Source organism: Campylobacter concisus (assembly GCF_003048615.2).
Taxonomy (GTDB): domain Bacteria; phylum Campylobacterota; class Campylobacteria; order Campylobacterales; family Campylobacteraceae; genus Campylobacter_A; species Campylobacter_A concisus_C.
In genome coordinates this window covers 304,132-324,123 of the sequence record NZ_CP049263.1, presented here as the reverse complement: position 1 = coordinate 324,123, position 19,992 = coordinate 304,132, and the positions used below count along the sequence as shown (strand labels likewise).

The window sequence follows — 19,992 nt, the reverse complement described above, 5'->3', positions numbered from 1 at the left end:
CATGAGCGAGTAATTTCGGCTCTAAAATTTGAGCTAAGCTGCAAGCGAAGTCAAATTTTAGTAGTCAATTCTTGCGAGCGAATGGAATTTTAAAATTTGCAAAGACAGCTTGATTAAATTTGTAAAAGAATAATTTTAAAGAATACCTATTTATATATGTAATTTTACTAGAGAGAATTTAAGAGCCAAAAAGGCTCTTAAATTTTAGTGGAGTTCGCTCCAGACTTTGCGTTTCCAAAGCCAAGCAAAAATTCCTAAGATGAAGAAGTAGATCATGACATAAAGTCCTGTGCTCTCGCGCTCAGCCTTTTTGCTGTCGCCTACTTTTTCTATGTAAGATACTATGTCGTCTTCAGCAGCTTTGTTTAAGCCAACTCTAGGCATCGCAGTGCCTGGAAGCATCTTTTGAGTATCGTTTATAAATTTATGCAAGTAGTCTGCACCTTTTGAGCGGATCATCATAGATAGATCAGGTGGGTTTGAGCCCATATATGCTGCAAGGCTTGCTTTATTGCTAAGAGTATATTTTTTATCATACTTCATATCGTGGCATCTTTGACATGCATCAGCAAAGACTTTCTCGTCAGTGATCTTGCTCTTTGCATCCGCGTCAGCTGATACTTTTTTAAGATAAGCAACTATATCAGCAACCTCAGCATTTATATCGCCGCCAGCACCCATAAATGCAGTCATCGGATAAGGATGCTCGTCGTTAAATTTATGAGATAGTTTTACAGCCATAGTTGGATTTTTGATAAGTGCAGCCAAAAATCTCTCGTCATAAATTTTACCAGCTGTGCTAAGATCTGGTGGCACTACGCCAAAGCTTTGGCTAGCTGTCTCAGCGTCCATACTAGCTGGCATACCAGCTGCTTCGATGCCGTGGCATCCTATACATCCAGCTGCTCCAAATGTCTCAGCGCCTTTTGCAGCGTCACCTTTTACAAGGTCGATCGAGTTTATATCAGCCCAAAAAGCTGTGTAGTCATCAAGAATTTTTTGTGCTGTCTCGACATCTTTTGTAGCTGCATCGATGCTAGCCTTGTTGCCGCTAGCTTTTGCAGCCTCAAGCGCCTCTTTTTTCTGCTCTAAAAAGTGTTTTGCGTAGTCAGTATCTTCTTTTGAGAAGTTATACTCGGCATTTGCAGTGTGCGGATGAAGCTTTGTATGAGCGTAAGGCTCGATACCCCAGTATAAAATACCTGAAAGGATAACAACGATGGCAAAAATTTTAAGCTCTTTCATGATTAGCCCCTTTTTCTTTCAAGTATTGTGATAACTGGAAGTGCGATTATAAATAGCACTAAAAATAGCAGTGAAGCATAAAATCCTATCCAGTCGTTGATGCCGCCTGTTGGGAGCTTGCCATATATAGATAATACGATAAGGTCAGCAACTAGCACCCAAAACCATACGAAAAATAGTGGTCTTTTGTGAGCTGGAGCTACAAGGTCGCTTCTGTCAAAGAGTGGTATAAGCATAAACGCAACGCCTGCAAAGGCAAACGCGATAAGACCGATGTTATAAGCTGAAATTCCTGCTATATCAAAGAAGAAGCCACGTAAAATTTCATATTGCCACAAAAAATACCACTCTGGATAGATGTGTGGTGGAGTTTTTAGTGGATTTGCTGGCTCAAAGTTGATAGGATCCATCGCAAAGCCAAAATGATAGCAAACGAGATACATAACAAATATCATAAAAAATGATACATACATGAAGTCTTTTGCCAAAAATCCTGGCCAAAATGGTATAACTTTAGCTTTTGCTCTGTCACCGTGTAGATAGACCTCAGCCTCTACGTCAAAGTCGATATCTTCGCTTGTTAGGTTATTTACGTGCGGAACTCTTAGTGAGTAGAAGTGGATAACCAAAACAACGATAGTTACAAGTGGTAGCAAGCATACGTGAAGCATGAAAAATCTTGTAAGTGTCGAGTCGCCAACTGCATAATCGCCCCTGATCCACTCAACCAAAGCATCGCCGATAACTGGCACGCCACCAAAGAGCTGAGTGATAACAGTAGCCGCCCAGTAGCTCATCTGACCCCATGGGAGCATATAGCCGCTAAATGCCTCTGCTGAAAAACAGATAAATAGCACCATACCACTTACCCAAATGACCTCTCTGCCTCTTTTGTATGAGCCATAGTAAAGTCCAGTAAGCAAGTGGATATACATGATAAGAAAGATAGTCGATGCTGAAATCGCGTGGATATGACGCCACAGCCAGCCGTACTCGACCTCTTGCATAATAGTGTAATTTACGCTATCAAAGGCTAAATGTATGTCTGGTTTGTAATACATCATAAGCAAAAAGCCAGTGATGATCAAAAGTAAGAAAAGTGTCGTTAGGATAACGCCCATAGCCCAAAGGAAATTTATATTTTTTGGGATCCAGTATTCGCTAACTAGAACCTTCATCAGTTTTGTAAAAGCTAGGCGCTGGTCAAGCCAGTCAATAACGCCAGTTGATTTATGAGATAAAGACATCGCTAACCTCCTAAGCTTTAACTACTAATTTTTCATATTCTGGGCTTGTTTCGCCTAGAACTAGCTTGGTTCCATCTATCTTAAATGGTGGGATATCAAGCGGTCTTGGTGGAGGTCCGTATGTCTGTATGCCATCGACGTTAAATTCGCCGCCATGACAGGCACAGACAAAAATTTGCTTGCTAGACTTGTACTCAGGGATACATCCTAGGTGTGTGCAAAGTCCGATAAGAACTACATATCTCGCATCTCCAACGACAACATCTCTCTTGTCGTTTTTAGCCATATCTGGACTTTTTTTGAGGATAAAAATAGGCTTTTTACGCCACTCAACCTGTCTCATCTCGCCATCTTTGATCGGGCTTAGATCGACGGTTGTAAAACCAGCAGCTTTTACGCTAGGGAGCGGATCCCAGGTCTTTTTCATGGCAACTAGTGACATAGCGCCACCCACAGCTGCCACAGCACCAAACGCAAGGCCGATAAAGCTTCGTCTTTCTTGCTTTACTGACATTAATTTCCTTTCTATAAATAAAATTTAAACGATTATACTCTCAAAAAATTAAAAAACTATAATCTCACAATATAGTTTGTAAAAATAAAGTGAATTTAAGCTTTTTTTACACTAAAATTTGACGTAAATTTACCCAGAAATATCCATATATCGTGATTTTAAGCTTTTTATAAAAGAGAAATTTGATCTAATGTCTAAACGTTAAGATAAAAAAATTTTCTATTTTAGAGCTTGTAAAATAGAAAATTTTAATAATAAAATTTATTAATCTTAAAAAATTATAAATAGCAACTATTAAAAATGAGCAACTTTGTTTTAAATTTTAAACGCCAGTTAAATTTTAAAACCATAAAAGGCTTAAATTTAAGCCTTTTTCTCGCTCATTTTTATATAAATATGTAAGATGTCGATCGCTGCTGGCGTGATACCTGAAATTTCACTTGCCGCAAAAAGCGTTGGCGGGGCAAATTTCTCAAGCTTTTCGACCACTTCGTTGCTAAGGCCACTTATGCTTCTAAAGTCGAAATTTTCAGGGATTTTCACATCCATCATATCTTTCATTTTTTCTATCTGATTTTTTTGCTCGCTGATGTAGTGCTGATATTTGCACTCGGTTAAAATTTGATCCATGCTCGCATCGTCTAAATTTACAAATCTCTCATCAAGCTTTCTTAGTTTCTCAGCCGTAAAGCTCTTTCTAGCGACTATCTTTTGAAGGGTCACATTTTGACTGATCGGCTCTTCATCAAGGCTTGCTAAAAGCTCTAAATTTGCCTTACTTGGCGTGATCTGAGTCTCATTTAAAAACTCTAGCCCATCTTTTAAATTTCTTCTTATATTTTCGATCTCATTAAAAGTCTCATCATCAAGCAGTCCAAGCTCATGACCATATCCACCAAGCCTTAAAATGGCATTTTCCTCACGCAAAAGCAAGCGATACTCCGCCCTACTCGTAAACATCCTATATGGCTCTTTTGTCCCTTTTGTGACAAGGTCATCTATCAAAACGCCGATATACGCCTCATCACGGCGCAAGATAAGCGGCTCTTTGTTATCCAGCGAAAGCGCTGCATTTATACCAGCCATTAGCCCCTGAGCGCCGGCCTCCTCGTATCCTGTCGTGCCATTTATCTGCCCAGCCAAGTATAGCCCTTTTATCTTTTTGGTCTCTAGGCTATGTTTTAGCTGTGTTGGCTCGACGTAGTCGTACTCGATGGCGTATCCATGCCTTACTATTTTGGCATTTTCAAAGCCCTTTACAGAGCGGAGCATCTGCACTTGCACCTCGTAAGGCAGGCTCGTTGAAAAGCCGTTTATGTAGTACTCTGTCGCTTCAAGGGTCTGAGGCTCGATGAAAAGGTGGTGTCTGTCGCGGTCGCCAAAGCGGTTTATCTTATCCTCTATACTAGGGCAATATCTTGGTCCGATACCCTCGATCTGACCTGTAAAAAGTGGCGATTTGTCGAAATTTGAGCGAATTATCTCATGCGTGGTTTCGTTTGTATAGGCGATGTAGCATGGTAGCTGCGTTGGGGAGAAATTTTTAGTTCTAAAGCTAAATGCAACTGGCTTTGCGTCGCCATCTTGCTTCTCTAAAATTTCAAAATTTATCGTTTTTGCGTCGATCCTTGGGCATGTTCCAGTCTTTAGCCTGCCTAAATTTAGCCCAAGCTCCCTTAAGCTAGAGCTTAGATCCTTTGCGCTTAGCTCGCCCACGCGGCCAGCTTCAAGTTTGTTAAATCCAACATGGATTAGCCCGTTTAAAAATGTGCCAGTTGTAATTATCACTTTTTTTGCGTTATAGATGTTATTTAGATGGGTTTTAACGCCAGTTACCTCGCCATTTTCGCTTAAAATTTCAGTGGCGATCTCTTGAGAAATTTCCAAATTTGGCGTATTTAAAAGCAAATTTCTCATATAAACGCGGTATCTATCCATATCGATCTGAGCGCGGCTACCACGTACTGCTGGGCCTTTGCTCTCATTTAGCACGCGAAACTGGATACCAACAGCGTCAGTCGTAAGTCCCATTTGACCACCAAGCGCGTCGATCTCTTTTACAAGATGTCCTTTAGCAAGGCCTCCGATGGCTGGATTGCAGCTTGCAGCGCCTATTTGCTCGGCTAAGATCGTGATCAGTAAAGTTTGCTTGCCCATTCTAGCAGCCGCAAGACTTGCCTCAATGCCAGCATGTCCGCCGCCAACGACGATGATTTCATAGTCCATGATAAATTTTTCCTTATTTTTGATAGGCGGATTTTATCAAAAAGCATATAAAATTTAAATTTTTTAAAGAAATTTCACCACAAAAATTTATGGCTAGAGTTTTTTATTAATGATATTTTAAATATTTTGCTGTTAGATTTACAAAATTTAAAATCCAAAAAGGCTTTATTCATGAGGAATTTACTAAAAGTCACTGGCTTTTTGCCCTACCTTGCGATCGCATTTTTAAACGCAAGTGTCGATCTAGCGCACAAAATAACCATCCAAAACGTCCTTTTAAAGACCTACTCAGGCGATACGCTTTTTATCCTAACAGCCGTTATAAATGCGATGATCTTGCTTCCATTTATATTTTTATTTTCGCCTTCAAGCTTTATAAATGACAAATTTGCAAAGACAAAGGTTATTAGAATTTGCGCCGTCTTTGGCGTTGTTATCAGCGTTGCGGTGCTTATTAGCTACCTTTTGGGTGCTTTTGGTGTGGCATTTGCGCTCACACTCATACTTGCCGCTCAAAGTGCGATCTACTCGCCTGCAAAATACGGCATCATCAAAGCACTTGTCGGTACTGAGCGACTTGGCACAGCAAACGGCGTCATCCAAGCGCTAACCATCGTAGCGATACTTGTTAGCTCATTTTTATTTTCATTTATATTTGAAAATTTATACATCCAAGGCGAAAACTCAGAAGAAATTTTAAAAAGCGTCTATCCTATCGGCATCTTTTTAGTCGTATTTAGCGCACTTGAAGCATTTTTTGCCTACAAGCTACCTTATATCAGCGAAACGAACGAACAAAGCGGAGAATTTGAGCTTAAAAAATACATCAGCCTTAGCTACTTGAGAGAAAATTTAAAAGAGGTAAGATCAGATAAAAATATCTGGCTAAGCATCGCAGGTCTTAGCATATTTTGGGGCATCTCTCAGATCATCATCGCAGCCTTCCCAGCTCACTACAAGGCAGTTTTTAATGACGATAGTTCGCTAGCGGTGCAAGCTATCCTTGCAGTAAGCGCCATAGGCATCGCATTTGGCTCATACGTGGCTGGCTCTATGTCAAAGCTACACATCGAGCTTGGCATTGTGCCGATGGGCGCTATTGGTATATTTTTCTCGCTTTTATTTTTCGCATTTGGCTCAAGCATCGGCGTAGTGAGCCTTAGTTCATTTGCATTTGGCTTTTTTGGAGGCATATTTATAGTGCCACTAAATGCGATGATCCAGTACTTTGCCCCACAAAAGAGCACCGGCAAGATAATGGCGGCAAACAACTTCTTGCAAAACGTCTCAATGCTGCTATTTCTAGCCATTGGCATAGGCTTAGTATATTTTGAAATTTCAACCACTGGCCTCTTTGTCTTTACAGCGCTTGTTTGCTTGCTCGGCAGTTTTTACGCTATTTTGCAGCTTCCACACCTTTTTACAAGGCTGCTTTTGTTGCCATTTTTAAAGACAAAGTACCGCTTTTTTGTTGAAGGACTTCAAAATTTACCGCAAAGTGGCGGCGCGCTACTTCTTGGCAATCACATCAGCTGGATCGACTGGCTCGTACTTCAAGCTGCAAGCCCAAGGGGCATAAGATTTGTCATGTATAGAACGATCTATAACAAATGGTATCTAAAGCAAATTTTTAAATTTTTTAAAGTGATCCCGATAGGCGCAGGCGCTAGCAAAGAGTCGATCGAGCTAGTTAGAGAGTGCCTAAAAAATGGCGAAGTGGTCGCACTTTTCCCAGAGGGTCACATCAGCTACAACGGCCAGATAAATGAATTTCAAAAGGGCTTTGAGCTTATCATCAGAGATCTAGAAGAAATTTGCATCGTGCCATTTTACCTTCGTGGCCTTTGGGGTTCGAGCTTTTCAAGGGCTAGTAAATTTTACAAAGACCTCACTTCTAAAAACGGCAGACGCGACATCATCGTCGCCTTTGGCAAACCAATAACTACATTTATAAACGCTGCAAAGATGAAGCAAAAGGTGCTTGAGCTTAGCTTTTCATCGTGGGAGAGCTTTATCTCAAGACAAAAACCACTAACGAGCGAATGGCTAAATAACGCAAAAGAGGATAAATTTAAAGAGTGCGTGAGCGACAGCACTGGGCTAAATTTAAGCAATTTGAAATTTATAACCGCCGTTTTAGTCTTTATCAAAATTTTCAAACGAGAGCTAAAAGATGAGAAAAATATAGGCATTTTACTACCTAGCTCAAGCATCGCAGCAATAGTAAATATGGCACTTCTTGCCATGGGCAAAGTGAGCGTAAATTTAAACTATACGCTTAATGAGACCTCGCTAAATCACGCCCTAAGAAAAGCAAATATAAATACAGTCATCACCTCTAGCAAATTTCTTGAAAAGCTCGCACTTAAGGGCTTTGATCTAAAAGATGCGATGAGCGGTAAGGCTAAATTTGCAGAAGATCTCTCAGCCAGCGTCTCAAAAAAAGAGAAATTTTTAGCACTTTTAACTGCGTTTTTTGCTCCAACTTGGCTCATTAAGCTTTGCTATTTTAAGCGTGTAAGCTTAGAAGATACGGCTACCATTTTATTTAGTAGCGGCAGCGAGGGCGAGCCAAAAGGCATCGAGCTAAGCCATAAAAATTTACTTGCAAACATCAAGCAAATAAGCGAACTTCTAAATTTCAAAAAAGATGACGTGATCTTAAATTCACTCCCAGTATTTCACTCATTTGGCCTAACAGTCACCACACTTATGCCACTTTGCGAGGGCATAAAAATGGTAAGCGTGCCTGACCCAACAGACGGAGCAACTATCGGCAAAATGGCCGCAAGACATAGCGCCAGCATCATCTTTGGCACCTCGACCTTCTTTAGGCTCTACACCAGAAACAAAAAGCTTCATCCGTTGATGTTTCAAAGTGCCAGAATGGTCGTAGCTGGGGCTGAAAAGCTAAAACCAGAGATAAAAGACGAGTTTAGGCTCAAATTTGGCATAGAAATTTATGAAGGTTATGGCGCGACCGAAACGGCACCAGTAGCTGCAGTAAATATGCCAAATATCCTAGAAAAAGAGAGCCTAAAAGAGCTTACATTTAATAGACCTGGCAGCGTTGGCATGCCTCTACCTGGCACCATCATAAAAATAATCGACCCAGAGACGCTTGAAGAGCTAGAAACTGGCACAGACGGACTCATCGTCATCGGCGGCTCGCAGGTGATGAAGGGCTATCTAAACGACGAAGCCAAAACAAGCGAGGTCATCACGCACATTGACGGCGTTAGATACTATAAAACTGGCGATAAAGGCCACATCGATGAAAACGGCTTTGTGTTTATCGTAGATAGATACTCAAGATTTGCCAAGATAGGCGGCGAGATGATAAGCCTTGGAAGCGTCGAAGAAGAGCTTGCAAAGGTGCTTGGGGGCGACGTTGTCTTTAGTAGCGCAAACGTGCCAGATAGTAAAAAGGGCGAAGCGATCGCACTTTTAGTAAAAAGTGGCACAGAGCCTGAAAATATCGAGCAAATTTTAAAAGAGAGCAACCTAGCTCCGATCATGACACCAAGCTATATATTCATCGTTGATGATATCCCAACACTTGCAAGTGGCAAGGTTGATTTTAAGGGCGTTAAAGCTCTAGCGGTCTCACTTTTAGCGGAGTGAGCCGCCTAGTTTTTATGATGCTTTTTAAGCAAAATTTCGTTTAAATACTCGGGCAAAATCTAAAAAAGGAGAATAAAAATGAAATTTAAAAAGGTATTATTTGCATTTATTTTAGGTGCATTTGCAGTTTTAGCAAATGCCAGCACACTAAAACCTGGCGTTTTGACCGTCGCTACTGAGGGAACATATGCGCCATTTAGCTACTATAACGACAAAAATGAGCTTGTCGGATATGACGTAGATATCGCAAAAGCTGTAGCAAAGAAGTTAAATTTAAAGATAGACTTTCTAACTGCGCCGTGGGATGCGATGCTAGCTGCATTTGACTCTGGCAAAGCAGATGCTGTGTTTAATCAAGTGAGTATCACTGACGAGAGAAAGAAAAAGTATGAATTTTCAGAGCCATACACCGTTACATATGGCGCGATAATTGTCGAAAAAGATAACAACTCTATAAAGTCGTTTAACGATCTAAAAGGCAAGAAAAATGCCGACTCCGCCACAAGCAACTGGGCAAAAGTCGCAGCAAGCTACGGTGCTCAAAATGTCACAGTTGACAGCTTTGCAAAAAGTATGGAATTGCTAATAGCAGGTCGCGTGGATACAGTTATAAGAACAAATGTAGTATTTTACGACTTTTTAAAAGAACGCCCGAACGCCCCTGTAAAGATAGCCACAACTGGTACTGACAAAGACTACGCGGGAGTTGCTATACAAAAGGGTAATACCGAGCTTAAAGAACAGATAAATAAAGCGTTAGGCGAGCTTTCAAAAGAAGGAAAATTAAAAGAAATATCTCTAAAATATTTTGGTATAGATGTATCAAAATAGTAAAAATTTACGCCAACTTTTTAGCTGGCGTTTTGTTTAAATTTAGCTAGAAGATCTAGCTAAATTTGTTACGCAAAATATGGTTTTATCTGCTCGATCCAAGCTGAAATTCTACCCTCTGTCTTGTCACTTTGGTTATCAGCATCAAGCGCTAGACCCACAAATTTACCATTTCTTACGGCATCAGAGCCATCAAATGTATAGCCATCAGTGCTAACCTCGCCCACTACCTTTGCGCCAGCTTTTACGACCTCATCATAAAGCTTTGCCATGCCGTTACAGTACTCATCTGAGTAGCTCTCGCTATCACCCATGCCAAAAACAGCGACCGTTTTGCCACTTAAATTTAACGCTTTAAAGTCAAACGCGTCCCAGTCGTCTTGCAAGTCGCCACTACCCCAGGTCGATGTGCCAAGGATGAGCTTATCAAAGCTATTTATCTTTGCCCCATCCACATCAGAGACGTTTAAAAGCTCGTTTTCAAGCCCCAAACCCTCGCTTATAAGTTTTGCTGCATCTTCGGTATTTCCCATGCTGCTTCCAAAAACTATACCTATCATTTTTATCCTTTTTAAAAAATTTTACTAATAATCGTATAAGGCACGAGCTTTATGCACCCTCTTGCAAAGCAGTGCCTAACCTCAACGTGCCGCCTAAATTCCTCATTTCTAGGACAAACGATATAAACCATCTCACACTCGCGACCAAGCGCGCAAACGGCCCTATCTATATCGTCGTTTAAATTTCTCATATCATCAAAGCTCACCCTTTTAAAGCTTGGCATGACGCTGAGTAAATTTTTGCCATCTTTTTTGACCGAGATGACGCCGCCATTTAGCACGACCTCTTTGTCCTGATGGCGGAGGCGTATTTTATCATAAACAAACTGGCAAAACATCTGCGCTGCGTCAATGAAAAACTCAAATTCTCCGCTTCTATAAAGCATCTTTATCATCTTTGCAGCTGCCATCTTTGGCTCTTTTGCTACAAATTTCAACCCTTTAAAATCATTTTTCAAATAAGCATTTATAACGACGTTTGAAGGTATGCAAAAGCTATCAACTGGTTTGAAATTTAAAAATTTATCACGCAGTAAGAAATTTATCCTAGCCTCAAAAATATCTTTGAAATTTAGAAATTTAGCGTATGAAAGCGGGATCTTTAGCTCGCTTTCAACGCCAACATTATAAAGTGCGATGAAAATTTTCGCACGCGAAAGCTTGTCAAGCTTTGCAAAAATACTTGGAGTTATTTCGCCAATATCTGATAAAAACCCGAACTTCATCGATTATTCTTTGCATCCAAATTCCTTATCTAGGCCAAAGACCTTACAATACTCGCAAAATACGCAACTAACGCTTCTTTTTGCACAAACGATAGGGATATTTCTCTTTTTTGCTTGAGTTTTAATAGTCTTCATCGTGTTGTGGTTTAAAAAGCTAGTTAGCATCACCACGCACTCGGTATCTTGCGGGATCGGCTTGCGATTTACGCGGTTTTCGTTTCTAGCGTCCCAGTGCTCTATCTTTTCAGCTCCCAAATCATGCAAAACAGCCTTAATAGGCGTGATCTCATCTGCTCCGATAACTAAAACTGACATAACAAGCTCCTAAAATTTATTCGTTTTATGATAACGATTATAAAAAAGCTTAGCTAAAATTATTCTTAGTTATGATATTTATTATCACTTATTTGTAGAAATTTGTAACGTTTTTGGTTTTTTAAAAAGGCTAAATTTAATTAGCCTTTTTAAATTTAACCGCCGCAACGAAAAAGATGACAAGCCCAACCACTGCAAAAAAGCTACCAACGTTGCCGATATTTTGCTCTCCAAGGCGAACTATCGTCTGATGTCCTATGAGTGCGCCAGCTCCTATGCCGATATTGTAAATAGCTGAGTATATCGCCATCGCAGCGTCCGTGGCATTTGAGGCTAAGCTTAGCACCTTTATCTGAAAGCTCATATTTATCCCAGCTATGCCAAGCCCCCAGATAAAGGCAAGCACAAGCATAAAAGTCTCATTTGTAGCGATCAAATTTAGCGCAATCAAGCAGGCTAAAATGATCGCTATTGAGATAGCTGTAAAGGCATTTGGTATGAGCTTATAAAATTTAGAGAAAAGCGCGCTTGCTACGATACCAGCGACGCCAAATAAAAGCAAAAATATAGTTATAAATTTACCATCAAAACCGCTTATATCTTTAGCAAATGGTTCAATGTAGCTATAAGTGCTAAAATGCGCGCTGATAACGATAGCAGTTAGCAAAAATACCACCATCAAAAAGCCATTTCTTGCAAGACCAGGTAAGCTCTTTAGCGAGCCTGAGTTTTTGCTAGGTAAAAGTGGCAAAATTTTATATAGCCAAGCGCCAACGCCCACAGCAAAAATTCCTATAAGCCCAAATGTGACACGCCAGCCCAAGCTATCGCCTAAAATCCTGCCAAGTGGCAAGCCAAGTATCATCGCCATCGATGTGCCAAGTGCTAAAAGTCCTAGAGCTTGCGAGCTTTTATTGATAGGCGCAACTCTAACAGCAAGCGAGGCGGTGATCGACCAAAATATGGCGTGTGAGATGGCTATTAGCACGCGAGCTATGACTAAAACAGTAAAATTCCAAGCGACTGCGCAAAGTGCGTGAGAAGCGACAAAAATGATAAAAACCTTTAAAAGTAGCGACCTTCGCTCTAAATTTGCAGTTAGCAACATAAAAGGTAGCGAGAGTATCGTCACACTCCACGCATATATCGTGATGATGAGCCCCGTATCAGCCGTACTCATGCCAAAATCCTTTGCTATATCGCTTAAAAGCGGCACCGGCACGAACTCAGTTGTATTAAATATAAAAGCTGCAAAAGCTAGCGCGATAACCCTTAGATAGGCTATTTTATGAATATTTATCAAATTTTCATCCTTTTTACTTTGCTCTTACAATATTAAAATTTGACTTACATCTTAGTTATTTATAAATTTTAATTTTTTAATGATAGAGATTAATGACAAATTTTGGATTTTTCTTTTATAATAAAGCCATTTTTAAGATAATTTTAAGGCGGAAATATGTCAAAAATAATGAAAACTATGGATGGAAACGAGGCCGCAGCTTACGCGTCATACGCATTTACCGAAGTAGCTGGAATTTACCCTATCACTCCTAGCTCGCCTATGGCTGACTACACTGACCTTTGGGCAGCGCAGGGCAAGAAAAATTTATTTGGTATGCCAGTAAAAGTGGTCGAAATGCAAAGCGAAGGCGGCGCAGCTGGCACGGTGCATGGCTCGCTACAAGTTGGTGCGCTAACTACGACCTACACAGCTTCTCAAGGCCTACTTTTAAAAATCCCAAATATGTATAAGATCGCAGGCCAGCTCCTCCCTGGCGTCATCCACGTCTCAGCTCGCTCTCTAGCAGCGCAGGCTCTTTCAATATTTGGCGACCACCAAGACATCTATGCCTGTCGTCAAACTGGCTTTGCTATGCTAGCAAGCGGCTCAGTGCAAGAGGTGATGGATATCGCTGGCGTGGCGCATTTAGCAGCGATTAAGGGCAGAGTGCCATTTTTACACTTCTTTGACGGCTTTAGAACGAGCCATGAAATTCAAAAGGTCGAGGTGCTTGACTACGCGCACTTTGATAGACTGCTAGACCGCGAAGCGTTGCAGAAATTTAGAGACAATGCACTAAATCCAGAGAGCCCAAAAACTCGTGGCACAGCGCAAAATGACGATATATATTTTCAAACACGAGAGCTAAGCAACCGCTTCTATGACGCAGTGCCAGATATCGTAGCAAACTACCTAGCTGAAATTTCAAAGATCACTGGCCGTGACTACAAGCTGTTTAACTACTACGGCGACCCGGAAGCGACACGCGTCATCGTGGCTATGGGCTCAGTGACGCAAACTCTTGAAGAGGTCGTGGACTATCTAAACGCAAAAGGCGAAAAGGTGGGCATTATCAAGGTGCATTTGTACCGCCCATTTAGCATAAAGTACCTATTTGACGTGATGCCAAAGAGCGTGAAAAAAATAGCCGTCCTTGACCGCACAAAAGAGCCTGGCAGCCTTGGCGAGCCACTATATCTTGATATAAAAGCAGCGTTTTACGGCCAAAAGGACGCACCAGTCATAGTTGGCGGCAGATACGGCCTAAGCTCAAAGGACGTCGATCCTGCGCAAATGCTAGCTGTATTTGAAAATTTAAACCAAAGCGAGCCAAAAGACGGCTTTACGGTGGGTATCGTCGATGACGTAACCTTTACGTCGCTGCCAACTGGAGAGAAAATTTCACTAAGCGACGAGAGCGTTAAAGAGTGCTTATTTTACGGCCTTGGCGCTGATGGCACCGTGGGCGCAAACAAAAACTCGATAAAGATCATCGGCGATAAAACCGACCTTTACGCGCAGGCATATTTTGCCTATGATAGTAAAAAATCGGGCGGTTACACGCGCTCGCACCTTCGCTTTGGCAAAAAGCCGATCCGCTCGACCTATCTCGTCTCAAACCCGCACTTTGTAGCCTGCTCAGTCGCAGCATATCTTGAAATTTATGATGTCATTGACGGCATCAGAGAAAACGGCACATTTTTACTAAACTCTATCTGGGACGCAGAGCAGACGATCGCCAAACTGCCAAATAAAGTTAAGAAAATTTTAGCTAGCAAAAATATAAATTTCTACATCATAAACGCAACAAAGCTAGCACACGACATCGGCCTTAAAAACCGCACAAACACCATAATGCAGTCGGCATTTTTCAAGCTTGCCAACATCATACCATTTGAAGATGCGCAAAAATATATGAAAGAGTACGCGCACAAAGCCTACGCTAAAAAAGGCGAGGCGATCGTGCAGATGAACTACAACGCTATCGACGTTGGTGCAAATGGGCTCATAAAAGTGCCAGTCGATCCTGCGTGGGCAAATTTAGCAGATGATGAACAAAAAGATGAAAAATATATCGGCAACAGCTTCATCGAAAACGTCGTAAAACCGATAAATGCGGCTCGCGGTGACAGCCTACCAGTCTCAGCTTTCATAGGCTACGAAGACGGCCACTTTGAAGCTGGCACGACGGCTTACGAGAAGCGCGGCGTTGGCGTCATGGTGCCAAAATGGATCGAGCAAAACTGCATCCAGTGCAACCAGTGCGCATTTGTCTGCCCACACGCTGTCATCAGGCCATTTTTGATAGACGAAAACGAGCTTAGCGCAGCCCCAGATGGCGTAAAAGAGCACAACCTAGAGGCCAAAGGCAAAGAGGTCAAGGGACTAAAATATAAAATCCAAGTAAGCCCGCTAGACTGCACCGGCTGCGAGCTATGCGCGCAAAACTGCCCAAGCAAAGAAAAATCGCTCGTCATGGTGCCGCTTGAAGAAGAGCTAGGCAAAAACGAGCAAGAAAACGCTGATTATCTATTTAAAAAGGTCGCTTACAAAGACGATCTAATGAACAAAGAGAGCGTTAAAGGCGTTGGCTTTGCTAAGCCGCTCTTTGAATTCCACGGCGCTTGCCCGGGATGTGGCGAAACTCCGTATATCACGCTTATAACAAGGCTCTTTGGCGAGCGCATGATCGTGGCAAACGCGACTGGTTGTAGCTCGATATATGGCGGCTCAGCCCCATCTACTCCATACACCACAAATGACGAAGGCAAGGGCGTTGCTTGGGCAAATTCGCTATTTGAAGATAACGCAGAGTTTGGCATGGGTATGAACGTAGCGATGGAGACCATGCGCCACCGCATCGAAGATATAATGAGAAATAACATAGATAGCGTGCCAAACGCACTTTCAGCGCTTTACAACGACTGGATAAATTTCAAAAATGACGGCGAAAAAACGCAAGAGATCACGAAAAATTTATTGCCTATTTTAGAGCAAAATTTAAGCGCACCAGGCGTTAAAGAAATTTTAGAGCTTAAGAAATTTCTCGTCAAGAAGTCGCAATGGATTATCGGTGGCGACGGCTGGGCGTATGACATCGGCTTTGGCGGACTTGACCACGTGCTAGCAAGCGGTGAGAACGTAAATGTGCTAGTGCTTGACACCGAAGTTTATTCAAACACTGGCGGTCAAAGCTCAAAATCAAGCCGCGCAGGCTCGATAGCGCAATTTACGGCTAGTGGCAAGCCAGCTCAGAAAAAGGACCTTGGCTACATCGCGATGACTTACGGTAACATTTTCGTAGCGCAGATCAACTCAAACGCGAGCCAAGCAAACGTGATAAAAGCGATCGCAGCGGCCGAAGCGTATGATGGCCCAAGTCTCATCATCGCCTACTCTCCGTGCATCGCTCACGGCATCAAAGGCGGCTTATCGCAGTCAGGCGGCCAAGGCGAGCTCGCCACAAAATGCGGATACTGGCCGACATATCTATACGATCCGCGCCTTTTAAAAGAGGGACAAAATCCGCTCAAAATCACCTCAAAAGAGCCTGACTGGTCGCTTTATGAAGAGTTTTTGCTAAACGAAGTTCGCTACAACTCGCTTAAGAAGACCAACCCTGAGCACGCAGACGAGTTACTAGCTAAAAACAAAGCTGACGCACAAAGACGCTACCGCCAGCTAAAACGCCTAAGCCTAGCAGACTTTAGCGACGAAATCAATTAAATTTTAGGTGCTTTTGCACCTAAAATTTACTCTAGCAGCTAGAATACATCTTGCTTGAAATTTTTTTAAATTTAATACTGCATATCTCGTCAAAGGCAAAATGACGCTCCTTAAGATCACTCATCATATATGAAAAATAAAATTCCTTCTCCGCAAAAGCCACTTCACTGGCTATGATCTCTCCAAGAGCGCTATCATCTATATGAAAATTTTTAAAAATGACGCTTAGCTCGTAGTAGCCATTTTGCAAGTCTCCGATGTAAAATTTAACCCTAGCGCCACTTTTCATAAAGGCAAAAGATACTATCTTTGCATCACTAAAATTTAGATCTACAAAAACTCTCTCAAGCGTCTTTAGCTCGCCATAAAAAGACTTTATATACGAGCTATAATCCTCTATCCTCTTTTCAAACTCATTATCGCCTAGATCACCGCTTATCCAGCTCTTATCAAAAAACCTCATCTTGCGCCAAGGCACTGCAGCTCCTTAAATTTAACTTCTAAAGCAAATTTTATATATCATTATCTAAAATTATTCATAAATTTAAAAGGCAAAAATATGAGCCAAACGCACCCTTTTAAGCCAATCTTTGATAAAAACTCTAAAATTTTAATCCTAGGCTCTTTTCCCTCTGTCATCTCTCGTAAATTTGGCTTTTACTATACAAATCCGCAAAACCGCTTTTGGCGAGTGCTGGCTGGGGTCTTAAACGCTCCGCTGCCAGAAAGCACGGATGAAAAGATAAAATTTCTACTCTCTCATCACATCGCGATATATGACGCGGCGATATCATGCGAGATAGAGGGCTCAAGCGACGCTAAAATGACCGCCGTTGTGCCTGCAAATTTAAAGCCGATATTTAAAGAGGCAAATATCATGCAAGTCTATGCAAACGGCGGCAAAGCTTATGAAATTTGCAAAAAATACTTAAAAGATGAGATCATAAAAGCAACAAAAAACGAGGTGATAAAACTACCATCAACCAGCCCTGCAAATGCTAAATTTAGCCTTGAAAAGCTTGCAAAAAAATGGTCGATGATAGTTAGGGAATTAGAATAGATCAGAAACTTGAAACAACTTCGTCTTTGATCTCTATGCTTATGGTACCATCAAGGCTTGCATACTTCGTGTAGCCTCCAGCACTTACAGCTGAGTGCTCATCAAAGCCATCAAGCTCAAGCCTGTCGCTACTATCGCCATCTATCTTTAATACTGTCTTTCCAGTATCACGCAAAATGTCTTTAACATTGGCAGCACTTAGTCTCAAATTTGCACTCTCGCTATCCGCTATACTACCATCGCTTTGCACATCTCCACCAAGAGATAGTTTTTCGAAATTTTTAACCTTTGAAAAGTCGATGTTATTTTCTCGAACTATCAACGTATCTTCACCGCTTCCACCATCGATAGAGACATTATTTAAAACTGCACCTTTTTCCACATTTACGATATCGTTGCCAGTTGCACCCCATTCATTTTTGTAATCATCGCCATAAATTTGCGTATCGTTTAACGTAGCACCACTTTTTATATTAAACGTATCATTGCCATCCATACCACATATCATAGAGTTATTTAAAGTAGCACCACTTTTTATATTAAACGTATCATTGCCGATATAGCCACTCCATTCTCCATAAATTTTAGAGTAGTTCACAACCGAGCCACCTTCAAAATTTACTGTATCATCACCATCTCCGCCAGAGATAACTTCAGATAAATACCCTACCCTAGCATCGTTAAATTTTCCATCGATAGTGCCTCTTATATTGAAAATGTCATTACCACTATCACCGTTAAGAGCAAAAGAGTCACCACCATACCCATTTTGATCCACAGTGATATTTTCTATATTAAAAGTATCTGTATCTAGTCCACCCTCAAGCTTTGCACCATTTTTTATTGTCACTTCACTAAGGTTAAAAGTGTCTTTATCTATCGCAGAGATACCAGCATGACCATCTGTGCTGATGTAACTATGGCTAATTGTCGCATTATTGATATTTATAGTGTCATTACCAACTTGTGCATATATTGTTGTATTTTCTATCTTTGCACCACTATCTATATTTATAATGTCATCACCACCTTGTGTTGCCATACTGCTATACCCAAGTGATGTAGCGGTAATATTAGAGTGAATATTTATAATGTCTTTACTTCTGCCGCTATCTACAGTTAAATTCACAGCATCTGATCCTTTTTCAAGATTTAACTCAATTGGACCAGGACCGGACATCGATCCAAAGATACCAGGACCATATATCCTAGCATTTGTTAAAAGTGAGTTATTTACTATATTTATCGTTTGTACTTTACTAAGTCCGAGTGGATCAGAGTACAGATCACTAGTTCCGACATCTATAACACTATCAGTGATCTTTGAATGATCTATCACCACATGATCTTCGCCTATACCAGCATTTATCCGTGAACCATTTTTTAGCTCAGAGTCTTTTATCAAGATATCATCTTTTTCACCTGTTTCTATAAAAGTATTATCTAGTGTTGCGCCTTGAAGAGTTAGCTTATTATCGCCGTAATAGCCCTCTTTTATATATGAGTCCTTAACTTTTGCAGCAACTACCAGAGTCTCATCGCCAGTTTTTGTATCTAAATTTATGCCTTCTACATCTTGATCTATAAAAAAGTTATTATCATCGTCTATTATCCCGCTTTTCGTGCTAGTAGTTAAAATTTCACTATTATCGCTAGTGATGCTTAGACTAACCTCTCTTCTATAATCTCCAAAATTTTTAATACCAGCTGCGATATCCGCCCCTAAGTCTTTTACCATTTCGCCTTCGTTTTGATATCCTGGAGTTTGTCCATAGTCATTTAAGACATGGTACCTGACTTTCAAATTTGCAATATCATTTGGATCATTAAGATATATCTGATCACTAGTTAACATAAACCAGTTTAGCCCACCGTCAAGAGAGTAGTAACCGTCATCATAATCTTTGCCTCTCACACCGCTAAAATTTAAATTTAAAGTAGTTGGCGTAACGCTTAGGGCTGAATTAAGTGAAAAATCAAAAGTAAGATATTTACTATCGCCAAAACTATATGCATTTTCTTCTCTTGCATCTTGCCCTGCTCTTATAGAGACAACAGATACTGGCACTACAGGTGTTATCACATCAGCACCAGTAGCTCCATCAGCATAACCGCTAACCGAGCTTATAGGTGCTTCAAAATTTCTACCAGAGTCATTTAAATTTCTAAAATTTTCATTGATATTTGAGTAGTGTCCGCCCTCGGCAAATCTAGCCTCACCAAGACTCACCCCATCACCACTAGCATTTCCACCAGCATTTCCACCAGCTGCGGTCTCTTCAAGTGCGTTTAGGTCTTTACCGCTTAAAATCGCCTTTTGTAAGTCATCTATACTGGCTATAGTTTTGCCACCTGAGTTTTCAGTACCAAATAAATTTTGATCCAAATTTAGGCTATCTTTGCCTATTAAGGTTGCCTCTTTACCATTAGTTGTAGCGATCGTTATCTTAGAGTTAGCATCATCAGTCACTATCTTTTCGCCACTATAAACTATATCTCCTACGTGAAGTTCTCTTGTCTCACCCAAGTTATTTATAGCTTTTGCACCCTCACCAGATATACTTTTTACTACTGCGATCTCGTTTGACATGATATTTTCCCCTTTACTAATTTTGACACACCAATATGTTTCCT

At 41.1% G+C, this 19,992-nt stretch carries 14 protein-coding genes; 4 read left to right on the top strand and 10 right to left on the bottom strand.

Annotated features, from left to right (window positions below):
* Nucleotides 1-204: 204 nt before the first annotated feature.
* From CVS89_RS01685 to mnmG, 4 genes are all read right to left on the bottom strand, one after another.
* Complete coding sequence (locus CVS89_RS01685) at nt 205-1,245, bottom strand: c-type cytochrome (protein ID WP_107848110.1); 1,041 nt, start codon at nt 1,243-1,245, stop codon at nt 205-207.
* Between the two features lie 2 nt (nt 1,246-1,247).
* Entirely contained in the window at nt 1,248-2,492 is a 1,245-nt protein-coding gene (locus tag CVS89_RS01680) for a cytochrome b (RefSeq protein WP_103630182.1), read from the bottom strand.
* Between the two features lie 10 nt (nt 2,493-2,502).
* Complete coding sequence (gene petA / locus CVS89_RS01675; protein ID WP_107848109.1) at nt 2,503-3,006, bottom strand: ubiquinol-cytochrome c reductase iron-sulfur subunit; 504 nt, start codon at nt 3,004-3,006, stop codon at nt 2,503-2,505.
* Between the two features lie 363 nt (nt 3,007-3,369).
* A complete protein-coding gene (gene mnmG / locus CVS89_RS01670) occupies nt 3,370-5,232 on the bottom strand; it encodes a tRNA uridine-5-carboxymethylaminomethyl(34) synthesis enzyme MnmG (protein WP_107848108.1) in 1,863 nt (620 codons plus the stop codon).
* Between the two features lie 171 nt (nt 5,233-5,403).
* Here mnmG and CVS89_RS01665 point away from each other — a divergent pair, with 171 nt between their 5' ends.
* Complete coding sequence (locus tag CVS89_RS01665; protein WP_107848107.1) at nt 5,404-8,856, top strand: acyl-[ACP]--phospholipid O-acyltransferase; 3,453 nt, start codon at nt 5,404-5,406, stop codon at nt 8,854-8,856.
* A gap of 78 nt (nt 8,857-8,934) precedes the next feature.
* Nucleotides 8,935-9,687, top strand: a complete 753-nt coding sequence (locus CVS89_RS01660; RefSeq protein WP_107848106.1) for an amino acid ABC transporter substrate-binding protein — start codon at nt 8,935-8,937, stop codon at nt 9,685-9,687.
* Nucleotides 9,688-9,755: 68 nt separating this feature from the next.
* Here CVS89_RS01660 and fldA read toward each other — a convergent pair whose 3' ends face one another.
* The 4 genes from fldA to CVS89_RS01640 all read right to left on the bottom strand — a co-directional run bounded on the left by fldA (nt 9,756) and on the right by CVS89_RS01640 (nt 12,590).
* A complete protein-coding gene (gene fldA, locus CVS89_RS01655; RefSeq protein ID WP_103647379.1) occupies nt 9,756-10,247 on the bottom strand; it encodes a flavodoxin FldA in 492 nt (163 codons plus the stop codon).
* 11 nt (nt 10,248-10,258) lie between these two features.
* A complete protein-coding gene (locus CVS89_RS01650; protein ID WP_107848105.1) occupies nt 10,259-10,972 on the bottom strand; it encodes a UDP-N-acetylmuramate--alanine ligase in 714 nt (237 codons plus the stop codon).
* A 3-nt stretch (nt 10,973-10,975) separates the two neighbouring features.
* Entirely contained in the window at nt 10,976-11,287 is a 312-nt protein-coding gene (locus tag CVS89_RS01645; protein WP_002939277.1) for a DUF2325 domain-containing protein, read from the bottom strand.
* 136 nt (nt 11,288-11,423) lie between these two features.
* Nucleotides 11,424-12,590 (bottom strand): sugar transporter, encoded by a 1,167-nt coding sequence (locus CVS89_RS01640; protein WP_107848104.1) that lies wholly within the window; start codon nt 12,588-12,590, stop codon nt 11,424-11,426.
* Between the two features lie 156 nt (nt 12,591-12,746).
* Between CVS89_RS01640 and nifJ the strand changes: the two genes are divergently transcribed.
* Nucleotides 12,747-16,298: a pyruvate:ferredoxin (flavodoxin) oxidoreductase gene (nifJ, locus tag CVS89_RS01635; protein WP_107848103.1), complete on the top strand. Its 3,552-nt coding sequence runs from the start codon at nt 12,747-12,749 to the stop codon at nt 16,296-16,298.
* A 31-nt stretch (nt 16,299-16,329) separates the two neighbouring features.
* Here nifJ and CVS89_RS01630 read toward each other — a convergent pair whose 3' ends face one another.
* Nucleotides 16,330-16,776 (bottom strand): hypothetical protein, encoded by a 447-nt coding sequence (locus CVS89_RS01630; RefSeq protein WP_107848102.1) that lies wholly within the window; start codon nt 16,774-16,776, stop codon nt 16,330-16,332.
* Between the two features lie 81 nt (nt 16,777-16,857).
* Between CVS89_RS01630 and CVS89_RS01625 the strand changes: the two genes are divergently transcribed.
* The gene (locus CVS89_RS01625; RefSeq protein ID WP_196088150.1) at nt 16,858-17,358 is read left to right on the top strand and encodes a DNA-deoxyinosine glycosylase; all 501 of its coding nucleotides are present in this window, start codon (nt 16,858-16,860) and stop codon (nt 17,356-17,358) included.
* Between the two features lies 1 nt (nt 17,359).
* Here CVS89_RS01625 and CVS89_RS01620 read toward each other — a convergent pair whose 3' ends face one another.
* A complete protein-coding gene (locus CVS89_RS01620; protein ID WP_107848100.1) occupies nt 17,360-19,948 on the bottom strand; it encodes a retention module-containing protein in 2,589 nt (862 codons plus the stop codon).
* Nucleotides 19,949-19,992: the final 44 nt, after the last annotated feature.

What these genes read in the sequence shown, in the direction of transcription:
- petA (WP_107848109.1), bottom strand. Translation starts at nt 3,006, where the DNA reads ATGTCAGTAAAGCAAGAAAGACGAAGCTTTATCGGCCTTGCGTTTGGT.
- mnmG (WP_107848108.1), bottom strand. Translation starts at nt 5,232, where the DNA reads ATGGACTATGAAATCATCGTCGTTGGCGGCGGACATGCTGGCATTGAG.
- CVS89_RS01620 (WP_107848100.1), bottom strand. Translation starts at nt 19,948, where the DNA reads ATGTCAAACGAGATCGCAGTAGTAAAAAGTATATCTGGTGAGGGTGCA.
- CVS89_RS01645 (WP_002939277.1), bottom strand. Translation starts at nt 11,287, where the DNA reads ATGTCAGTTTTAGTTATCGGAGCAGATGAGATCACGCCTATTAAGGCT.
- CVS89_RS01650 (WP_107848105.1), bottom strand. Translation starts at nt 10,972, where the DNA reads ATGAAGTTCGGGTTTTTATCAGATATTGGCGAAATAACTCCAAGTATT.
- fldA (WP_103647379.1), bottom strand. Translation starts at nt 10,247, where the DNA reads ATGATAGGTATAGTTTTTGGAAGCAGCATGGGAAATACCGAAGATGCA.
- CVS89_RS01680 (WP_103630182.1), bottom strand. Translation starts at nt 2,492, where the DNA reads ATGTCTTTATCTCATAAATCAACTGGCGTTATTGACTGGCTTGACCAG.
- CVS89_RS01660 (WP_107848106.1), top strand. Translation starts at nt 8,935, where the DNA reads ATGAAATTTAAAAAGGTATTATTTGCATTTATTTTAGGTGCATTTGCA.
- CVS89_RS01665 (WP_107848107.1), top strand. Translation starts at nt 5,404, where the DNA reads ATGAGGAATTTACTAAAAGTCACTGGCTTTTTGCCCTACCTTGCGATC.
- CVS89_RS01685 (WP_107848110.1), bottom strand. Translation starts at nt 1,245, where the DNA reads ATGAAAGAGCTTAAAATTTTTGCCATCGTTGTTATCCTTTCAGGTATT.
- nifJ (WP_107848103.1), top strand. Translation starts at nt 12,747, where the DNA reads ATGTCAAAAATAATGAAAACTATGGATGGAAACGAGGCCGCAGCTTAC.
- CVS89_RS01625 (WP_196088150.1), top strand. Translation starts at nt 16,858, where the DNA reads ATGAGCCAAACGCACCCTTTTAAGCCAATCTTTGATAAAAACTCTAAA.